Source organism: Halobacteriovorax sp. ZH5_bin.2 (assembly GCF_043196375.1).
Lineage (GTDB): Bacteria > Bdellovibrionota > Bacteriovoracia > Bacteriovoracales > Bacteriovoracaceae > Halobacteriovorax_A.
Genome location: NZ_JBEBMJ010000005.1, coordinates 211,802 through 231,770, shown reverse-complemented (window position 1 = coordinate 231,770; position 19,969 = coordinate 211,802). Strand labels below are relative to the sequence as shown.

General features: G+C 38.5%; 13 protein-coding genes. 9 read left to right on the top strand and 4 right to left on the bottom strand.

Going from position 1 to position 19,969, the window contains the following annotated elements:
- Window positions 1-275 (top strand): hypothetical protein (locus tag ABMA76_RS13750; RefSeq protein WP_393061883.1); only part of this gene is annotated, 275 nt, incomplete at its 5' end.
- A 30-nt stretch (window positions 276-305) separates the two neighbouring features.
- Here ABMA76_RS13750 and ABMA76_RS13745 read toward each other — a convergent pair.
- From ABMA76_RS13745 to ABMA76_RS13735, 3 genes are all read right to left on the bottom strand, one after another.
- The gene (locus tag ABMA76_RS13745; RefSeq protein ID WP_392911967.1) at window positions 306-5,765 is read right to left on the bottom strand and encodes a zinc-dependent metalloprotease; all 5,460 of its coding nucleotides are present in this window, start codon (window positions 5,763-5,765) and stop codon (window positions 306-308) included.
- 36 nt (window positions 5,766-5,801) lie between these two features.
- Entirely contained in the window at window positions 5,802-6,641 is an 840-nt protein-coding gene (locus ABMA76_RS13740; protein ID WP_393061881.1) for a hypothetical protein, read from the bottom strand.
- Window positions 6,642-7,032: 391 nt separating this feature from the next.
- Window positions 7,033-7,713: a M14 family murein peptide amidase A gene (locus ABMA76_RS13735; protein ID WP_392911963.1), complete on the bottom strand. Its 681-nt coding sequence runs from the start codon at window positions 7,711-7,713 to the stop codon at window positions 7,033-7,035.
- Window positions 7,714-7,790: 77 nt separating this feature from the next.
- On the opposite strand from ABMA76_RS13735, the gene ABMA76_RS13730 reads away from it, so the two are divergent.
- The 3 genes from ABMA76_RS13730 to ABMA76_RS13720 all read left to right on the top strand — a co-directional run bounded on the left by ABMA76_RS13730 (window position 7,791) and on the right by ABMA76_RS13720 (window position 9,495).
- Window positions 7,791-8,429 (top strand): ribonuclease H, encoded by a 639-nt coding sequence (locus tag ABMA76_RS13730; protein WP_392911961.1) that lies wholly within the window; start codon window positions 7,791-7,793, stop codon window positions 8,427-8,429.
- A 90-nt stretch (window positions 8,430-8,519) separates the two neighbouring features.
- A complete protein-coding gene (locus ABMA76_RS13725; protein ID WP_392911959.1) occupies window positions 8,520-9,206 on the top strand; it encodes an FKBP-type peptidyl-prolyl cis-trans isomerase in 687 nt (228 codons plus the stop codon).
- Between the two features lie 136 nt (window positions 9,207-9,342).
- On the top strand, window positions 9,343-9,495 hold the full coding sequence (locus tag ABMA76_RS13720) for a hypothetical protein (protein WP_158246795.1): 153 nt from the start codon (window positions 9,343-9,345) through the stop codon (window positions 9,493-9,495).
- On the opposite strand, the gene ABMA76_RS13715 is transcribed toward ABMA76_RS13720, so the two are convergent.
- Complete coding sequence (locus ABMA76_RS13715) at window positions 9,492-10,403, bottom strand: hypothetical protein (protein WP_393061879.1); 912 nt, start codon at window positions 10,401-10,403, stop codon at window positions 9,492-9,494. The genes ABMA76_RS13720 and ABMA76_RS13715 overlap by 4 nt on opposite strands.
- 189 nt (window positions 10,404-10,592) lie before the next feature.
- On the opposite strand from ABMA76_RS13715, the gene ABMA76_RS13710 reads away from it, so the two are divergent.
- The 5 genes from ABMA76_RS13710 (at window position 10,593) to ABMA76_RS13690 (ending at window position 19,969) form a co-directional block, all read left to right on the top strand.
- Window positions 10,593-13,454 (top strand): tail fiber domain-containing protein, encoded by a 2,862-nt coding sequence (locus ABMA76_RS13710; RefSeq protein ID WP_393061877.1) that lies wholly within the window; start codon window positions 10,593-10,595, stop codon window positions 13,452-13,454.
- Between the two features lie 190 nt (window positions 13,455-13,644).
- Window positions 13,645-18,264 carry a hypothetical protein gene (locus ABMA76_RS13705; RefSeq protein ID WP_392911951.1) on the top strand — a complete coding sequence of 1,540 codons (4,620 nt, stop codon included), beginning with the start codon at window positions 13,645-13,647 and terminating at the stop codon, window positions 18,262-18,264.
- Window positions 18,265-18,306: 42 nt separating this feature from the next.
- Complete coding sequence (locus ABMA76_RS13700; protein ID WP_392911949.1) at window positions 18,307-19,212, top strand: ParA family protein; 906 nt, start codon at window positions 18,307-18,309, stop codon at window positions 19,210-19,212.
- 31 nt (window positions 19,213-19,243) lie between these two features.
- Window positions 19,244-19,495 carry a hypothetical protein gene (locus tag ABMA76_RS13695; protein ID WP_392911947.1) on the top strand — a complete coding sequence of 84 codons (252 nt, stop codon included), beginning with the start codon at window positions 19,244-19,246 and terminating at the stop codon, window positions 19,493-19,495.
- A 42-nt stretch (window positions 19,496-19,537) separates the two neighbouring features.
- Entirely contained in the window at window positions 19,538-19,969 is a 432-nt protein-coding gene (locus ABMA76_RS13690; protein WP_392911945.1) for a SufE family protein, read from the top strand.

The following is a 19,969-nucleotide window of genomic DNA, read 5'->3' as shown; positions in this document are numbered from 1 at the left end:
TAATTCTTGAGTTTAAAGAGTGTTCGCGAGGATTGCGAAGTTGGTTACCCGAAGGCTCCCTTCGTGGTCGCCTCTGGGGTGTTCGGCATCATTTTGCCATCGTGGTTTTACACAATATAATTCTTGAGTTTAAAGAGTGTTCGCGAGGATTGCGAAGTTGGTTACCCGAAGGCTCCCTTCGTGGTCGCCTCTGGGTTGTTCGGCATCATTTTGCCATCGTGGCAAATGACGCCTCCAAAAAGAAACCCGCCTGGACAGGGCGGGTTTCTCATTAAATGACAATTTTTATCGGTAGATGGTTTGGATTATTTTCCTTCCATCGGGTTAATCATTCTGAAGTATAGTCCAAGAAGTTTTACGTTTCTTTTCATATCTCCATAGAAGCTATCAACGTCTTTAGTAACTTTCATTTTCGTCATAGCTTCACCAACAAGCTGATCCATTTGTTGAATCTGAGCGAAGCTGTTTTCTTGGATATCTCTTAAGAAAACATCTCCTAGCTTGATTTGTTCGTTATTATTAAGACCTTGGATGATCTTAGTAATAACTGGTGCGAATAACTCAACTTGACCTTGCTCATTAACTGAAGGCATTGAGAAGTTATTTAGAAGGTTAGTGATCTTATTATCTAAGTATCTATCCTTATTTCCTGTTTTAGCCATTTGAATCATATCAACTGTTGAACAGTACTGCTCTGAAAGACGACATGCTTCTGCTTCAAAAGCGATTGGTACGATCGCCTGACTTAGCACTTGGTTGATATAGTCTAGTGTTACACCTTCAAGACCAATGTCATTCATCATCGTTGTAAACTGTGCTGATACAAAGTATGAACCAGCTTGCTTAACAAGTGCTCTTTGAGCAAGGAATCCAGCAATCATCTCTTTTTGATCTTGTGAAGCAAGAAGAGCATTGATTTGAGCGAAGTATTTCTGCATCTCTGATTTAATTGTTGCTGCATCTCCAAGAGCGGCTGCCATTTCAAGCTCTGTCTTTTGAGCTTTCATCGTATCTTCAGTTGCATCTTGTGCTGCTGGAGTTTGTGCAAGTTGAAGTCCTTCAATTTGCGCCTTTTCCCATTCTCCAAAGAATGTTGACCAACGCTCATCGTGAGAAATTAACTGCATCATACTTGCTTTTTGGATAACGTTACCAGCTACATATGAGTCTTGTGCATAAGGTACATATGCTTTTCTGATATCAGTTTTCTCAGCTACATAATCCTCCGGGATTTGGTAAGTTTGCCCTTCGTGCTCGAAAGTCTCAGTAAGTAGATCTCTTTGAGAAATATGGTTTACCCAAAATGCACGAGCAGGGTTAGCTGTTTGTTCAAATGTATCAATATTACCGTAAACTAGACCACCGATAGCAGCATAGTTAGTTTCAACTTCACCAACTTCAACTTTAAAAGCTCCGTTAGTTAGTGGGATATTACGTCCTGTTGCTGGGTCATATACTAGTGGAGTAACTTGACCAGAAAGAACCTCTCCAATTGTTGATTGTACAATTGAATCCTTAATATCAATTCCAAATAGGTACTGCTCTAGTAACTGGTATGGAATTCTTAGAGAGTTTGAACGGTACTTGTATGAGTACGACTCAGACTCTGTTAGTGCAATTAGAGCTGCTGCCTTATCATATTCAACACCACGGTTTTTCGCTCTATATGAATCACTATCTAGTGAAATTGCTTCGTTCCACTTAGTTTCAACAACCATTGGCTTTTGAGTCGCTACTTGTAGAACTGTTCCATCATCGGCCGTTACTTCAGTTTGAGTCGGTACAAGAGTCGAAACAAATCTCTTATTTCTTTGTGCTTCAGTATCAAGTCCAGCACCTGGAGTGATATCTGGAGTAGCAACTACTGACTGTAGGAAGAATAGTGACTTGATTACACCATTTACTAGGTCGTTAGTTGTTGCATCATGAGTTGCTTGATCTGCTTGAGAGTACAACTCAGGAGTATAAATTAGGTGATAGAATACTTCTTCGTTCATCATTCTTAGCTTATAGAATTTATCCATTAGCCAACCAAATGCTGCTCCACCATAGAACTGCTTACGCTTTCCTGGGAAGTAGATATACTCGTACATCTGGCGGTAGTCTGCAATTTGGTAATCAACGATTTCTTCAAAAGATGAACCAAAGTCGTGTCTGTTACACTGTGGAGAGTTACCTGCGTCCTCATCCGAACAGAATCTAATTCTCTTAAGGCCCGCTTCTGCCATAAGTCTATGCTTAGAGATATTTGCAGGGTTACCGTTTTCTCCAACTAGTGCATCAACGACATCTTTAATTCTTACTAGGTGGTAGTATAGACCTGGTTCAAATTCAGATTCAACAGAAGATACCTTAACGTCAACACCATTGATCTCAATCGATTTCTTTTTCGAGTTAGTGTATCCTTCAAGTTCAACCATTCCTGTATAAGCTGCACGTAGTGCGTATACATCGTATGGAGCTAGACCATCGTAAGTTGCGTGGTCATCAATTGTGTAGTCCATAACTGAAGATGAAGTTCTCTTTGTTTCTTTCTCTCCTGGGAATACCCAGTTCTTCTTATCAAATGAACCAACGAAGTTGTGACGTAGACCAAGGTTGTGTCCGATCTCGTGTGCAAGAGTTGGCATCCAGATATCAATTAGGATGTCATTCTTTCCTTCGTCTGTTTTTGCCATTTCAAGAACATCGTAGTTCTTAGCAAGGTTGCTTAGAGCAAACTCAGCTGTTTCGTGGTTACAAATTGGGTTTTTATTACCCTTAGCATCGTACTCCATTGAATGCTTGATCTTCGCTTGAAGGGTCTCTAGTGAGTCCTCTCCGTGAATTGCAGCTTGTAGTGCAACGTCATCCTTATTCGCAATTGCTTGCCAAGCAGCATGTACTGCTTTTGCATGTTTTTGGTTCGCTCTTGTGAAGTTAGATAGAACTTCATCTTTATCAAATGAGCTAGCTCTAAAGTCGTTCTTCATTAGACGATGAGCATCTTTGATTTTCCCCATATGAGAAGCGATATTAGGTCGCTTAATTGTATTAAGTAGATTGCTCTTTAAGTTAGTATGAGCAATACCATGACGGTGAGATTTGATCTCAGCTTTTTTCGTGCTTTGAGTTACTGTTTCACCTTCAATTTCAACTTCTACTTCATCAGAGTCAGCAACTTGAGTATCTTGTCCAGCAGCTTGAGTCTTGGCCTTGTGCTCTGCTAGAGCATCTTCGATTGCTTTCTTATTAAGCTCATCAGCAAGATTCTGAAGTTCTTTAGTAGGAGTAATATTTTTAACAAAGTTCTTCTCTGCGATCGCTTTATCAACCATCCAGTTAATTGAAGACTTCATGTTACCACCGTATAGGTAAACAGAAGCTGATTCAACAACACCGTTTCTTGGGTTGAATGATGGGCCACCAAGACCAATAATTGAGCTTGAAGTCGCTTTTTCTACCCAGTAGATATGGTTACGTTGTAGATCTCCTAAGTGAGTTTTTTCCACAACTTCGATATTTACTGAACGTGACTCACCATCAAGGCTGTGAGTTAGAGAAAGGTTCTTTGTTCCTGCTGGAATTGAATCATCTTTTTCAATTTTAAGAGTGATGACATCACCACGTCCTTCGTATTGAGTCCCTTTGAAAGCACGCTTAAATCCAAGGTTGATATCATCAATAACTTTTTGAGAAGAAACAATAATCTTATTTCTTAGATCAAGTTCTGTTTGAGTTAGTTTTCTAATTAGTTTTCCATCTTTGTCATATTTATTTGATGGGATACCTGTAAGTACGTACTCGATATTCTTACCATTTCTGATATCAAATACCATTGGTAGATCTACAGTTGTATCAAAGTCACGAGTTTGCTCAGTGTATCCTTTTGGAACTAGCTTCGAACCTGTGAATAGACCAAAGTTAAACTTCTTTTGAACTTCGTAAGAAAGGTTTTGTTCTGGCTCTTCGAACTCTTGATTGTACTTCATGAAAGTAGTTCTTTCTTTGAAAGTCATCGTTTCATTCTGTTGTCCCCAGTAGTCTCCACCAAAGTCAGCACAATTAAATAGGTTACCCTTTTTATAAGTTGATTGAGTCGAGAAGTTAAGGAAGTCATCCTTTCCATCAACAACCTGTACGATATCTCTTACTTCTGTCAGTCCGTGGGCCTTTCCGCCTCCACAAACACTCATTAGGTAAGGGTCTAGTGATGTAAGAACATCACCAATTTGGTCGTTACCAAGGTTTACAACAGCAATAGCTCTTTCATCATTGTGACTTGCTGGAACGTAAACGATTCCACCTTTGTCATTCTTACTTTCACGGAAGTATTCTGCTTCAAATGCTAGTAAAGGTTCTGTATCAAGATTTGTTGATCCCGTTTTATCAAGAAGCGGTTTTGATCTTTTAACAAGTACACGTCCTGGCTCAAAGTGGAACTTAACGATTTCTACGTGAAAAGTTGCTTTAGAACCAGCAAAGCTATAATTAAAGATGTTTGGAGAGTCTTCTAAAACTCTTCTAAAAGTAAATTCTTGGTTCTTAAATTTTTCAAGTTTTAGCCAAGCAGTTGATAGCTCATTTCTAATTTCTGTTGGGTAGATCTCTTCAGGTTGAGAATCTTTTTCTAGTTGAATGAATTTTGCATCTTCAGCAACAGTGCTTGAAGAGATTTTCGTTTCAGCTAGAATCTCATCATTATCATCGATATCGTACTTGAATTTGACGTACTTAATCTTTTCAGAAATTTCTGAACGTAGGAAACAGTTATCAAGAGCGATCTTTGCTCTCTTTGCTGTATCAGCGTCACATCTTGAAAAGAGTAAGTTAAATCTTTCTGCACGAGCTAGCTGTTCTTCATTTTCAGTTAGGTCTTCTTTCTTAATAACTCGTGCAAAGTATGCCTTACTTTCATTGTCATCAAGAATAACCTTAATTAGGTCTTTGTTATCAAATACGTGACCATCATGCTTTGAAGTAGTGAAGGCATTTTCGTTATTAAGGATACGATCTTCAAGTTGACCTACTGTGAATAGGTTACTTTCAACCTTATCACGACGGTAGATCGTCGCGATCTCTTTTTGATCCATCCCGAAAACACCAGTATATGTTCTGTTTTCGATTAGGTAATCAACTTTATAGTGAGTTGATTCAGAGCGATCTTTTTCAACGTATCTAATGTGCCTTGTTTTTTCATCAAGGTCGTTTTTAACATTTTCTCTTTGGTAGAAGTCAACACCGTATTGAAATAGTGGAATACGGTCAAGCTTAGAAGCTTTAACAGGAAGAACGTCGCGAATAATTTTGTTTGAAACACTGAATGCTTTTGCACTTTTGTCCGCTGGTGCAATATAAGCTACAAGGTAGTTTGTCGTTAGATCAAATGTAATCTCAAATTTCTGACCTTCTTGTTCTGCGAAAACAAGGAGATCTTTTACAAGAACATTATATGTTTCATCATTAGAGCTAACAATCTTTGTCGAGTAGAGAGTCTTTGCTTCACTTCCAACACTTGTATCGATTAGATCTGTTGAAATATCGTTTTTCGAAAGCTCCTCTTGTGTAGCAATAGCTTTTGCTTCAATGACAAGCTTAGCTGCTGTAACAGAGTTCTTAGTACGGTAAGTTTCTTTGGCAAAATCAGGCTCTTTGTCCGGAAGAGTCTTTGCACAACTTGAAAGAATTGCGGCCAATGCGAATGCATGTGTAAGGCCTCTAAGCATTCCAAATTTGTTTTCATTTTTGATTTTCATTTTTTCTTCTACCTTTGTTCTTTTTGTCATTTGTTCTTCTTTCTCTTTGTCTTCGCTATGTGTGTTCTATATTTTTATTGTTAGTGATGCATAAACTGATGAATCTCTTTCATCAAATAGGTCGATCTCAACCTTTTTCCCATCAGGAGATAGGGGAGTTCCTCCAAATTCATGACCTACCTCTAGGTTGTATTTTGGCCCAAAGCTATATCCAATAGCTTGTGAGAACGAATAAGCATCTTTTGTGTTATTCTGATATGTCCAACCTTTCATATATGTTCCTCCAAGAGATAGGTATAGCTCATCCGACATGCTATAAGTCAGATATGCAACTGATGAAAGACTATATGAAGTGTTCGAGCTTCCAGTCATTGATGATTCATACTCATGGAAGTTCTTGGATGCACCAAGAATAACTAATGCAGATAGGTCCTTAATCCCAGTAACACTATCGGCTATTGATAGGCCTTCACTTAAGCTAATTCCTGCTTGAAGGTTAGAATATTTTCTCGATACCTTACTTGTTGGTAATTTAACTGATGCCGTACCAAAAGAGACAACACCTTTAAATGGCTGAGAAGCCTTTCTAGTAAAGGATAGAGACGTATCACTGATTCTACTTTTTCGCTCGTCAACAAAGTCTTTTGATATTGTTGTTTTAGCTGCGAAGCTACCTTTATCTGTAATAATATTGAAACGAAATGAGTTATACATTCCACTATAATGATCAGCTTCAGAAGTCTTTAATAAGTCTCTTGAAACTGTCGCATCGATTCTAGCTGACCAATTTCTAGTCGCACCCGGTGCTTTTTTGACACCTTGGATATTACTAGTGCTACTTTGGGCAACAACAGATGTTGTTGTAAGTGCTAGTAAAATTAATGAGATACACTTAAATGGTGTCACTCTGTCTCCTTTTTTCGTTCCTGAAAATGATATTCGTTCAATACTTGATGCAAATAGTATGCCATTTGTTCAGTTTCGGACGAGTTCGCATTTGAAGTAAATATATAACAATAGGAGGTGTAAGACGCCGACTTTGGAAAATCTACAGGGTTGTTTAGGGAGTTGACGAAATTATAGGGAATATAAAGGGAGGCCGTGGGACGGCCTCCGATTACACCTAGGCCCAAAAGAGAGAGGGATTATGAGGGATATTGGGGCCTAAACGATATTTGTACCAAAATTTAAAACATGGGCGCCGCAGTGCAGCACTCTCATTTTTGAATATGCCTTATTAACGGAAGGGATGCTAGCGAAGATAAGTTAATTTTGTTTAAGAAGGGTAAATTAACTTTTAGAGGAATCGTTTCAGAATTCCAGATGTAATCATGTCTTTGAAGCCAGCTTCATTTTCTTGCCATACTTCTTCGACAGTGATTCCTGTGTCGATAGTTGGACATTCAAATGTGAGCACAGGTGCTGCGAGATCGACACTGCCATATGTTCCAAGTGAACCTGGAGTTGGGTAGCCGATATCATCTGCTATAGGATATTTATTGTGTCTGGCCAAAAGTTGCGCAACATCCTTACAGTCACCATTGTAGTTTACGATTGGCTTCCATGAATGAATAGATAAGATAAAGGCCGGTGGATACTCTTTAAAGAGTTTGTCTAGATATTGATTTTCAGGCTCACTCAAAGGTGCCACTCCTGGGTTGTACTTGGCCTCTTCAAAATCACCCTCCCAACTCTGAGTAGGAAGGTTACGGTTTAGGTCTACGCCGTTGGCATTAACACGTGTGCCAGCATTAACACCATCAATATTAACAATTGGAATTACAACTAAAGGTAGATCAATCTCTACTTCGTTTTTAAGCCACGAAAAAATTTCTTTTAAGCAGTGAACTCCCTCGATCTCATCTCCGTGAACTCCTGCCATGAGGTAGATAAAGCGAGATGAATCAACTTTATTTTTAAAAGCTTCGATTTCAAGATTGTTAACTGTTTTACCTGACTCTAATTTTATAAATTCCATAAAGAAATTGTGGTGGAAGTTTCCTTTTTTGTAAATGAAGATTTATACTTATGACTTTAAAAAGGAATCCTTAAGTAATGAAAAAGAAAAGCATACTAAAAACTTTAGAATATTTGGAAAGCGTTCTCGATACGCAAGACGATCATGATGCAATTGCTCAATTAAGAGAAAGCGTTGAACTTCTTGAAGATGTCGACAATGGTGTTGCAAGCGGTAATGGCCACTTCAGCATCCCAATGGAAGCAATGGGTGCATACACTGTTTATAGTGATGGTGGCTGTCGTGGAAACCCTGGGCCTGGTGCATGGGGTGCAATGGGACAAAACCCTGAGGGTGTGGTCTTCTTTGAAAGCTCAGGCTTTGAGTTTCAAACGACTAATAACCGTATGGAGCTTACTGGAGCTATTGAATCACTAAAGTCACTAGAAAATGAGTTAGAGGAAATGGGCCTAGATAATAGTCATGCGGCCTTCCTTTATAGTGATTCGAAGTATGTTGTTGACGGTATCACAAAATGGGCCCCTGGATGGAAGTCACGTGGCTGGAAAAAAGCTGACAAGAAAACTCCAGAAAATATCGATCTATGGCAGAGCTTTGATGAAGTTGTAGGAAGATTTTCAAACCTACAGTTTCGTTGGGTGAAAGGGCACAGTGGCCACCCGCAAAATGAGCATTGCGATATGTTGGCCAATAAGGCAATGGATGAAAATATTTAAGGCTTGAAAAGCGGACTAAAGCACTTTAATCTATTAAGATAAATATTAATTAGTAACTAGACTTCAATAAATTTAGACAAAGGATGTTAAATGAAGAAACTACTAGCAACAGTGGCAATTGCGCCATTACTATTTGTTTCATGTGGTAAGAAAGCTGAAGTAAAGCCAGAGACTGAAAATGATAAGATCTTTTATTCAGTAGGGCATGTTTACGGAAAGAGATTTAAAGACTTTAAACTTACTGAAAGAGAAATGAATAACCTTGTTCAAGGTGTTCGTGATGGTATGACTAAGGATGCAACTGATATTGATACAAGACAATTTGCATTCAAGTTTAGAGATATCGTAAATCAGAGAATGAGTGAAGTGTCTAAGACTGAAAAAGATGCTGGTGCAAAATTTCTTGCTGAATTCGTAGCTAAAGAAGGTGCTAAGAAGACTGAATCTGGTCTAGCTTATAAAATCATTGAAGCTGGTTCTGCAAAGAAGCCTGTGGCAACTGATACTGTAAAAGTTCACTACAAAGGTACTCTAAGAGATGGAACAGAATTTGATTCATCTTATAAGAGAAATAAGCCAATTGAATTCCCACTTAACAGAGTTATCAAAGGTTGGACTGAAGGGATGCAACTTATTGGTGAAGGTGGAAAGATTAAGTTAGTTATTCCATCTGAACTTGCTTATGGAGATCAAGGTGCTCCTCCATCAATTCCTGGTGGCGCGACACTTACTTTTGAAGTTGAACTAATCGAAGTTCTTCCTCCTGCAAAGAAATAATTCTTAAACGAATTTATCAAATAATAGATAGGCCTTCTTAAGATTTCTTAATGAAGGCCTATTTTTTTTCTCACCAAGTGACATTCAATATTCTGTGTGTTTTCCTTTTACTATTGTTTCTAATTAGGGAGGAAAGATGAAAGTAATTCTACTGATTGCCTTATTGTTACAACCTGTTTCTGAAGCTTCTTTCTTTAAGCATAAAAGAGAGAAAGAATCGTTCTTTGCCTATATCATTAGGATATTGATTAAGCCTTCAATCCCTCACGATGGTGAAGGTGATACTTAGAAAGCGTAACCAACAGATAGCCCAAACATTGTTTGATCTGTGGATTGCTGAAAGCCATCTGCAAATTCTTCATCTGCTTGGATAGCATCAAAATTTGCTTTAAAAATAAGTGACTGGGAAGTTGAAACTTTGTACTCAAGTCCTAAACTCACGGATGGAAGAAGCATTGCGCTTCCAACTCTTACTGTGTCTTGGATACTTGTTTCAGAACGCCCAAAACCAACTCCAAGTGAAACAAAGTAGCTGAAACGATAGCTCCAGTTATTATCGAATGATATTTTTAGGGCCGCTGTCCCCATCATTCTCTTCGTTTCTTGTTCAACGTTTGGGTTGAGGAGAGTGAGTAGATCAAGGTCGTAGCGAAAGCCAACGATTGTTTGGAATGTCTGGTTTATAGGGATGGCATAATTGAATTGGAATGTATCCCCAGTTCTTGTGCCATCATTATTTGTACTAGAGCTTGTTGATTCACTTAGGCCCTGATTTTTTCCATAGAAGAATTCAAAACGATTATCATAGCGCTGAAATTGTTTTTCTCTAAGAGACATCTCTTCTTCAGCAAGCATCTTTCTATAATTCTCATCTCCAAGTATCTTTGGGATCTCTAACCAAACTCTTTCAGGAGAATAGTTAACAGTTACAATTTGTCCTTTCTCAAACGGGACTCTGATATTATTGTCTGTTACAATCCACTGTGAGTATTCTTTTGTTATAGAGATGGCACGAGCAGTAAAAGAGATTTCTTTCGAAGAGAATAGGGATATTTGGCCTTTAACGATATTATCTGCTCTTCCTTTACGAATAACAAAAGACATTCCGTCATTGGCAATATTTTGAATGACAATCAAGTTTGTATTGAGGTCGTATTTTTCAGCAAGGGCGTGATTGGCCAATGTTAGAATTGTCATAGTGACTAGTAGAGTTTGCAAAAATCTTCGAAAGCTATTCATACAAGTATTTTATAACCAATGACAAGTTAAAGAAATCATTGGCAAATACTCCTTATTTGCTCTTGATAACCTAGCGCTTTGATACAGTAATATTAATAGTTTAACTTTATTTATTAATCTCCGATATGAAATTAGGGATTTATGGATATGAAACTTAATAATACTTTTTACATTCTCTTTGTTGTACTTTTTATTGCGTGTAAACCTGTTAGTAATACAGGCCGTGATAACACTAACTCTTCGGATACTTCTGATCTTACGAAAAGACATCAGATTACTCTTATTGAAGTTTCTTCAAACCAACTTATTCTCAATGGGACAAATCTTTCAACGATTAGTGCGGTTAAAACAAAGAATGGCCCACAGGTTATCAATTTAAATATCTTATCAAAGTCTGCAAATATGGTGAGGCTAGGGGTTCCTAATGGTTTAAAGATTGTTGGTGGCTTTATCTATGATCTTATTGTAACAGATGCATTCGGGCAAACTGTAACTTCTGTTAGCTTTGATGTTCAAAATAGTTCAATTTCAACAAGTAAAATTCAAGACGGTGCAATTACAAATTCTAAGTTAAGCTCACTTGGTGCTTCAAGTGCTGGCCAAGTTCTCCAGTATAATGGAGCTTCATGGGTTGCGGTTGATTATCTTGGTGGCTCTAATTATTTAGGACGTCTCATTCTTGATACAGGCGGGGGAGTCACAGCTCCTTCTGTTGCCGGAGTTAATAATGGTGACTTCTATGTTGTTAACGATGCAGCACCTGTTGCTGGTGATTTAAATGGTGATGGTAATATTGAAACTTTCACTGCAGGTGATATTATTCGTTTTAATGAATCAACGAATAAATGGGATCTACAATTAAGTAACGGGAGTTATGCTGGCCCTTGGGATATTAACGGCTCACATATTAGACGTAGTGGTTCTGGTGGAAAGGTAACAATTTCTGATGACCCATATGAAGGGCCATCAAAATTAACAGTAAGTGGAAATATTGCAGGGCCAACAACTGCGGAAGAAAGTATTCTTTTACATGTTGGTGGAAATGTTAGTTCAGGGCTTGCTTCAAGCTGGTCGAGGGCCTTATCATTCGGATTAAGACAAGAACACAATGCTACGATGGGTGTCTATGGTAGTAACACAAGTGTTGGTGGAATGAACTATTTCTTTATCGATGTTGATGGAGATGGTGACAGTTTAGCATCAAACTTCTGGAACTCTGCAGAGTTCTTCATTGATTCAGCTGGACGTACATCAATTGGTGGTGTTCCTGATCCTCTTTATCTTTTCTATGTATATGGAAACTCAGGCATCAACGGGAACTTTAATGTTACTTCCACTGTAACAGCATCGGCCTTTGTTGGAGATGGCTCAGGGATTACAAATATAAACGCTGTTAATATGACTAATTCTGGGACAACGACAATTACTGCTGGTAGTTCTGGTCCAGGTGATATTGCTTTTCAGGCAGAATCATCTGATTTTGCTCTTTACGATGCAAATGGAAATTTGTCATTTGGTCACACTTCGAACTTAGGTACATTTAATGCTACAGCTCAAATTGATGTACGAAGTGACTCAGGGGATGCTAGTGGACAATTCTACTCTTATGGCGGAAATCAGTCATCAATCAATCTAGCAAGTTCTCAAGGTCTAATAACTGCACCGTCAATGACGACAGCAAGTGATGTTCTTGGTCTCCTAAACTTTGGTGGAGACACGGGAAGTGGAATTGTAAATACTGCAAGTATTCGTTCAACTGCAACAGAAAATTTTAGTGCAACAAACCTTGGGACGGAATTAAATTTTTATACGACAGCTAATACAACAAATACTCAACAAGAGAATATGAGGCTTTCTCATAATGGAAGGCTACTTGTTGGAAGTACTGCTGTCTCTGATACTTCAGGCTATCAAATGGTCGTTGGGGGTAGTACTCAATTGGCCGGTAACCTAAACGTTACTGGGATTTCACAACTTAGTAATACAATTGTTTCAGGGACTCTTTCACACTCTGGAAATCTTTCAACAACAAACCTAGCAGCTAGTGGGACCATTCAAGGTAATGGAATTACTTCTACTGGTGGACTTACTAACACTGGAGCACTTAATACAACTGGTGCGGCCGTTGTTAATGGGACTCTTCAGGTAACAGGTGATGCAACTTTTGATAGTGACATTACTGTAACTGGTGATGTTGATTTTGGTAATATCTCTGTGAACACTATTGCAGGGGATGCAACCACAAGTTCTGCATTTTTTGGACAGGTGACTTCCGCACAGAAAATTATTTCACAAGGTGGAATTGATAATGTTGTTTTTAAAGGTGGTACGTTAAATAATTTTGAAATTTTAGTTGATAATGGATCAGGTATTAAGCTTGGAAATTTAAATACAGCAGGAGCTGTTGGTTCTAATCTTCCTGTAACAATATCTACTGCAAATACAGACCGTATGACTGTTACTGCTGCAGGACGCGTTGGTGTAGGAACAACAACTCCTTCTGAACAATTTCATGTCGTAGGGAATCTAAGGGTTCAAGGCGCTACAGATTGTACACTTGGAGGCGGGGCGGGAGCAACGAATTGTACTTCTGATGAGAGACTTAAAGATAACGTGACAGAGATTGACCACGCCCTTGATAAAATTAAGGCCCTTAAAGGTGTTGAATTTAATTGGAATGAAAAGTCACTCTCTCCTGGAATGCATTCGATTGGTGTCATTGCTCAAGATGTGCAGGCACAATTTCCAACTGCAGTAATTGAAAATGCTGATGGATGGCTGTCTGTAGATTATGCAGTTCTTGTATCTCCACTAATTGAAGCGGTAAAAGAGCTAGATGAGAATATGGCCATGTATAAGGTAATGAGTGAGGGTGTTGAGGTCCAAGTTTCAGCAAATACTCGCGAGATTGCCTCTCTAAAAGAAGAGAATAATAAGCTCAAAGAAGAGAATGAAGAGATGAGAGAAGCTCTTTGCTCACTAAATCAAAGCTTTAAGTTCTGTCAGTAGATGATCGCTCTTGTCAGTTATTTAAGGCGCTTTCACTACTTATACTATTTCTAAGTATCCAATATCACATCATTTTAGAGGCGATATCAGCTATCTTCTATAATACTGAAATAACGTAAGTGTTTATTTGTCTTTATTTAAAGTTAAGAAATATTTTGGCGATAAGTTATTGGGATACTTGGGAAAGATAATGAATCGTATACTTTTAATTTCAATATTTTTAAGTGCTTTCATCGGCTGTACGCCGCAGATGAATTCTTTAAAGCAGGCAAGCTGTGATGATGGGCACTACTTTGATGAAATCACAAGAAGTTGTATTCTTGATGTTTCTCCGAAGGCACCGGTGATTACAACAACTTCAGTATCGATGATTGAAGATGCTGCCATGACAAGTTTTCCAATTTCATTTACAGATCAGAATGGGGGAATACCTACTTCATGTACAATTGTTGATAGCTCAACTGGCCTAAACCAAACGATAACAATTGGTTCAATGACATTTGAAAGGGTAAACACTTGGCAAAATGCAATGAACTACTCAGAGCTTTATCTTGAACTTGTTGACAACCCATCTGTATCGGCCGGTTCTGAAGTCGTCTCAATTGCAACAAATACAATTACAGTTCAAATCGATGCAGGCTTTTCAACTTCGCTGCAAATTATTAACGCAATTAACTCAAGCGTAGTAATTAACCCAATCATTGTTGCAACGATTACTGGTCCAAATACGACGGAGAGTCCAACGCCTGGGATTAAAATGTTAGGTGCAACTTGTGAGTGTATTAGTGGTACATGTTCGATGAATATTGAACCTTCGCGCCACACTAATGGATCCTCATATATTGACTTCTATATTAGCGATGATGACGGCGATAGTGCTGTTTCAAGATTATATGTTGATGTGACAAATGTTGATCAAGCACCAAGTGTTGCTGCAACAAGAAGTGCAACTGTAAGTGAAGACTCACTCATTACATTTGAATTTGATAGTGAAGTTAATGAGATTCCTGTCTCTGGCTACTTTGATTATGATGGTGACTTTGCAACTTATTGTATTGCAAGCTCAATTCATGCAAGTGTACAAAACTCAAATATTTCATGTAACTGTTCACTAGGAAAATGTACATTAGCGTTTACTACTAGTGCTGATTATTTCAATGCTACTGCAGAAGATATGGTCGAGTACCAAATCTATGCAAATGGCCAGTACTCAAATACTGGAGTTGCTTCAGTACGAGTTACTGAAGTTGATGATGAGCCAGTTGCTGCAAATATTATCACTGTTACTGTAGATGAAGATAGTACAGGGACGCCTGGGGCCCAAACGGCCGTAGGGCTTTATTTTCCAACAGCATCTGATGATTCTTACATGGGATTTCCAAGTTCTGATCTACGTTATAAATTTAAAAACTTAACAAGCTATCCAGATATTCAAGGTTCTTGTACAGGAGCTCCTGGTGATACATTCCACGCTAATAGTGTGGACGATGCTACTTTTTGTAATCTCTTCTTTGATGGAGATGCAAATGGTGTCTTTACTGTCGAGTATCAAATTTCAGATTCAATACTACCTTTAACAAGTATGGCAGACTTTCATACGACAGGTTATATCAATGTTGTCATCAACGCTAAAAATGATCCTCCTGTTGTGGCAGGTGGCCCTTTTTCACACACAATGAATGAGTCTTCAGACTGGAATAGTGTAAGTGAAACAATTACTCTTGGAAGTGTTTCTGATGTCGATAATACAACGTCATCACTTACGGTTTACTTTATTGATGGAAGTGGAAACCGTATCAACACAATGGCCGGGCAAGGAACTCTTGCTGGAACTGAAGGAACAATTAAGGACTGTGCTATTTCTTCAGGTGGTGCCATCACATGTCTATATGAAACATTAAATGGTAATAGTGCTAACACGATGGGAACACCTGATGATTTCCAATTTGTTGTTAGAGATTCAAGTAATGCGGAATCAGTTGTTCAAACTCTTGATGTTGTTGTTCAAGAAACTTCTGATGCTCCTGTCATTTGTAATTATTCAGTTTATGATCGCCGTGCAGGACGTACTGAGTGTGGCGTCAATAATTGTATTGGCCATGGAGCACCTAACTTCAATCCTACTTCTCACGTAAGTGATAATCCTGTTGTCTATTTTGATCGTACTAATGGGCTATGTTATGAGTCAGTTGATACTAATGACTGGGCCGTCGCTTCTAATAATGGCGTTCAAAATGCAAGCTTTATGAGTGATGTTATTGTCGGTGAAAAGGAAGATATTATTATTGATAATGTTATTATCAGTGAAGGTGGAAGTATTAATGAAGCTTCTCAAACGGTAACGATTGAAAATGTTGTCTCAACTAATAATGTACTTATACAACCAATGAATATTCAATTTTTAAAAGATACTGACCTAGATGGTGAATATAGTGAAGCAGGGGATCTTGCTGCTGTAAATGGGGCCATGGCCAGTGGAATAATTGACAACGGGATTTCAATCAATGAAGTTCTGAGAATCAAGATGATCCCAACGGCATCACAGTACGGTGAAACGACAATTTCGTTTGACCTTGTTGATAATGGTACTGGTGCACCAAGAACATCTGTTTCTTTTAAAGTTAGAGTTGAGCCGCAAACAGTTGCTCACCACGGTTGGGCGGATGTAAAAGCTCTAGGAACAAAAGTTAACCATTTTGGTATTCGCGTGGAGTCTAATTTTACTTGCTCTCATTCTTTAACGAAATGTGACGGTGGGAAAGAGTGTTACGGGACAGTTTCGCCTGCTACTAGTAATGTCGTGCCAGATGCTGCTGGTGCAATTTATCGTACGGCGGCCAATCAGTGTTATTACTCAACAGGGACAACTTCAAATGATTGGGTATTAATTAGTAAATCAGTTGCTTGTAATATTTCTGAAGTTAATCGTGATTTTACAACAAATGGCCTTCTAGAAGATACAACAACGACATGTGATGACCTTAATAGTGCAAGTTGTATCGGTGATGTGACATATGACTCAGGTGATGCATCATCTGTTAGCGTTGTCTTTAACTCTCAAACTGAGACATTACTAGCAAGTGATAACGACGGAAAATTCTTATTTAACACTGGTTACCGTGCAACAACAGGAGAAGATTGTTTCTATTCTGATGGGACAAATTGGATTCCATATCATGGAACTTCAAGAGTAAGTCTTGAGTGGGAAAACTTCACTGTTGGTACATCTGGAGCAATTCAAGGTTATAATGTCTACCGTAAGAAGGCAGGGCCTCTTCATACTTTTAACTATAGTAACCCTTTAAATAGAGATTTAATTACTTCGTCAAATACATATATCGATAATGGTGAGAACTCGCGTTTAGCTCCTGTTCCAAATCACACTTATGTCTATGAAGTAAGACCTGTTCTAAGTTTTACGAATCAACTAGGTGATAATGAATCTTTAGAGATTACAACAAATAATAATGTAGCGAAGCTAACAGTCGTTGCTCCTCAAGAGAACTTTGCCTTTGTTCACCACTGGATGGTTAACAAGAAGGCATGTGAGATGATGCATTCAGACTCTTTCATTGATAGCAATTATGTATGTGAGTACAAAGGCTTTGGTGATACTGCTTCTGCTCTTGGGACTATTGGTTCAATCTATGACTTTGGAAAAGACTTACTTGTTCCTCGATTTGAAATGGGATGTCCGTATTCTAAAACAAGTTGTGATACAACAGATGGTCAATGTGTCGCTCAAAACCTAGGTGCTTATGATGGGCCAGATGGATCTGTTTTCTATGAGAGATCAACAGGTTCTTGTTATGTGAAAAATGGGGTATGGCAGAGTTTCTCTAATCAGACTCTTGATTCAGCAGTGGCATTTCAATCTTTCTTGCCACCGCTAACAAATATTACAAATGCTAATGCTGTAAATGCATGTACGAATCTAACAGGATCACCGACTATTGTTGGATATGGAGCGGCGACATCTTATAAGCTTCCAACACGTGATGAACAGATCGCTTATAGTGCTTGGGATGTAAGAGCAACTTCTGATGCTAATATCGAAGTAGTGGAAAGGGGACTAGCACTTAACTCTTCTAGTAAATGTAATGCATCAGGGGCAAGTGGCCTTGAGTCTTCGTACATGGATATCGATAATTTAAGTTCATCTGATATTCACACTATCCCTGGAACAAACTCTTCAGGTATTCGCTCTCTTCATACAGGTTCTGTTTTTACTCAGGACTGTACTTCGGCCTTTGGTGTACAAGATGCTGTCGGAAATGTTGCAGAAATATCTGATACTGCTTATAGCTTCAACGCTAATATCTATTCTTTCTCTTCAATCGTTTCGACTAAGGCAGATATCTATGGTGGGACAGGGGATTACTTAATGGACTCTTTCATTGGGCCATGTAATGACTCGGATGGGGACAATGTTTGTGATCTTGAGCTTGATAGCCACTTATTCGAAAATGTTTCAGATTATAGTGCAAGATACTTTAACTATGTCTTTGGTATTCCTATTTCTAATGCCGCTAAGGCCACTGAAGATGCCATGCCTGGAAGTGTTATTAATGATTATACGCTAAGAATTGGTTCAACTGCTGGAATCACGAACTCTCAACTTCATGATGATGAGATCTTTAGAATCTTTAACAACACTAATGGAGTTAACGGAAGTATGGTTAGTGGTGGTGATTATGCAAGTCTTTCTGGTGCAGGTGTCTACGCATTTGAATTTCTTCCTGATGCTGAGGCGAGTAGTAGAATTGGTCTGCGTTGTGTTATCGAACTTGACCCAAATCAGTATGACTAATTGGTGCCAACATCTAAAACTATGATATAATCTCCAAGTATCATGACAATGAATGATTCTTGGGAGAAGGTTATGTTCTTTGGTCGCAATCGTGCTGAAAAATCACAAGACTTAGGGAAGGGAAAAATCATTTCTTTTCTTAACCAAAAAGGTGGGGTTGGTAAAACAACGATGTGTTTTAATACGGCACATGCCTTGGCCCAGAAAGGACATAAGGTTCTTGTCATTGATATGGATCCTCAGGCCAATATGAGCTATCTCTTTGGCCACGAAGATAGCCGCGATAGCATTAGTATTTTCAACCTGCTACTTAACTCTGTAAAAGAGCTTAAGCATATGCACACTTCAACTATTTTTGAAAAAGTCGTATTTAAAACAGATGTGGGTGTGGACCTTCTTCCATCTGGCCAAGAACTATCTGGATTTGAATTATGTGTGGCGGGAATAAGTTCTCCAAGACAAATGATTTTAAAGAAATATGTTGAGCAAGCTGGAATTAGAAAACGCTACGACTATATTCTTATTGATTGCCCACCAACACTTGGACTTCTCGTTGTTAATAGTATTTGTGTGAGTGATGGAGTCATTGTTCCTTTTAGGCCAGATGACTTTTCAATGAAGGGACTAGAGCATTTCTATGGAATGCTCTCTGATATTGAGGATATGGAAATTGTTAAGCTTCCTGAGATAATCACGCATATTCCAAATCTAATGGACACTAGACGTAAGCAAGAAGAAAGTGACCTTGATGAAATTAAGGAACTTATTCGAAAGGTAACTGGAGATGACCGCTTTATTGCTCCATTCTTTAATAAGGCCCAGATTGTGAAATCTCAGGCCGCTAAAAAGTCGATCTATGCCTATAATTCCAAGGAATATCGCCCGCTTCATGAACAATTTAACAAAATCGCAAATTTAATTGATTCGTGGAATGATTCGACCTTATAACTATAATTAAGAGACAAAAAAAGGAGCTTTCGTGGCCGCTATTAAGAACCCATTATATGTTGTAACTAACGAAGGACGTGACGTGGAAGGAGTCACTACTTATCTTGAGTTATTGGTAAAGAAATTTGGTTTGCAACCATACCTTGATATTCTAGATTCAATGATTGCGATGCTAACAAATCAAGTTGGAAATTACGGATTTTTCATTGCGCTTCAAAACTTTATCGACCACATTGCCGCTCAAATAGAAAAAGTAGTGGAGTTTGCTTCACGCATTATCTAAAAAATGCTAGACTCCGCTACATATTGACTTAAGGAGTTCATTTTGCAAATACAAGAAAGAGTTGACGCACTTATTTCAGAATTCAACGGCTTTGGCGATTGGGAAGATCGCTATATGCACATCATCTCTCGTGGAAAAGAGATGGAATCTCTATCTGAAGATTTACAAAAAGAAGAATATAAAGTGAAAGGATGCCAGTCTCAAGTATGGCTAATTCCAGAGCTTAAAGATGGTAAGGTTTACTTTCGCGCCGATAGTGATGCCGCTATCGTAAAGGGGATTGTTTCAATTCTTGTTGGTGTTTATTCAGATGCCACACCTGATGAGATCCTTGCAACAAAGCCAGATTTTCTCGATACAATTGGACTTCGCCAGCACTTATCAATGTCTCGTGCCAATGGGCTTTCAAGTATGATTAAGCAAATTTCAATGTACGCTCTTGCGTACAAAACAAAGATACAAATGGGATTATAA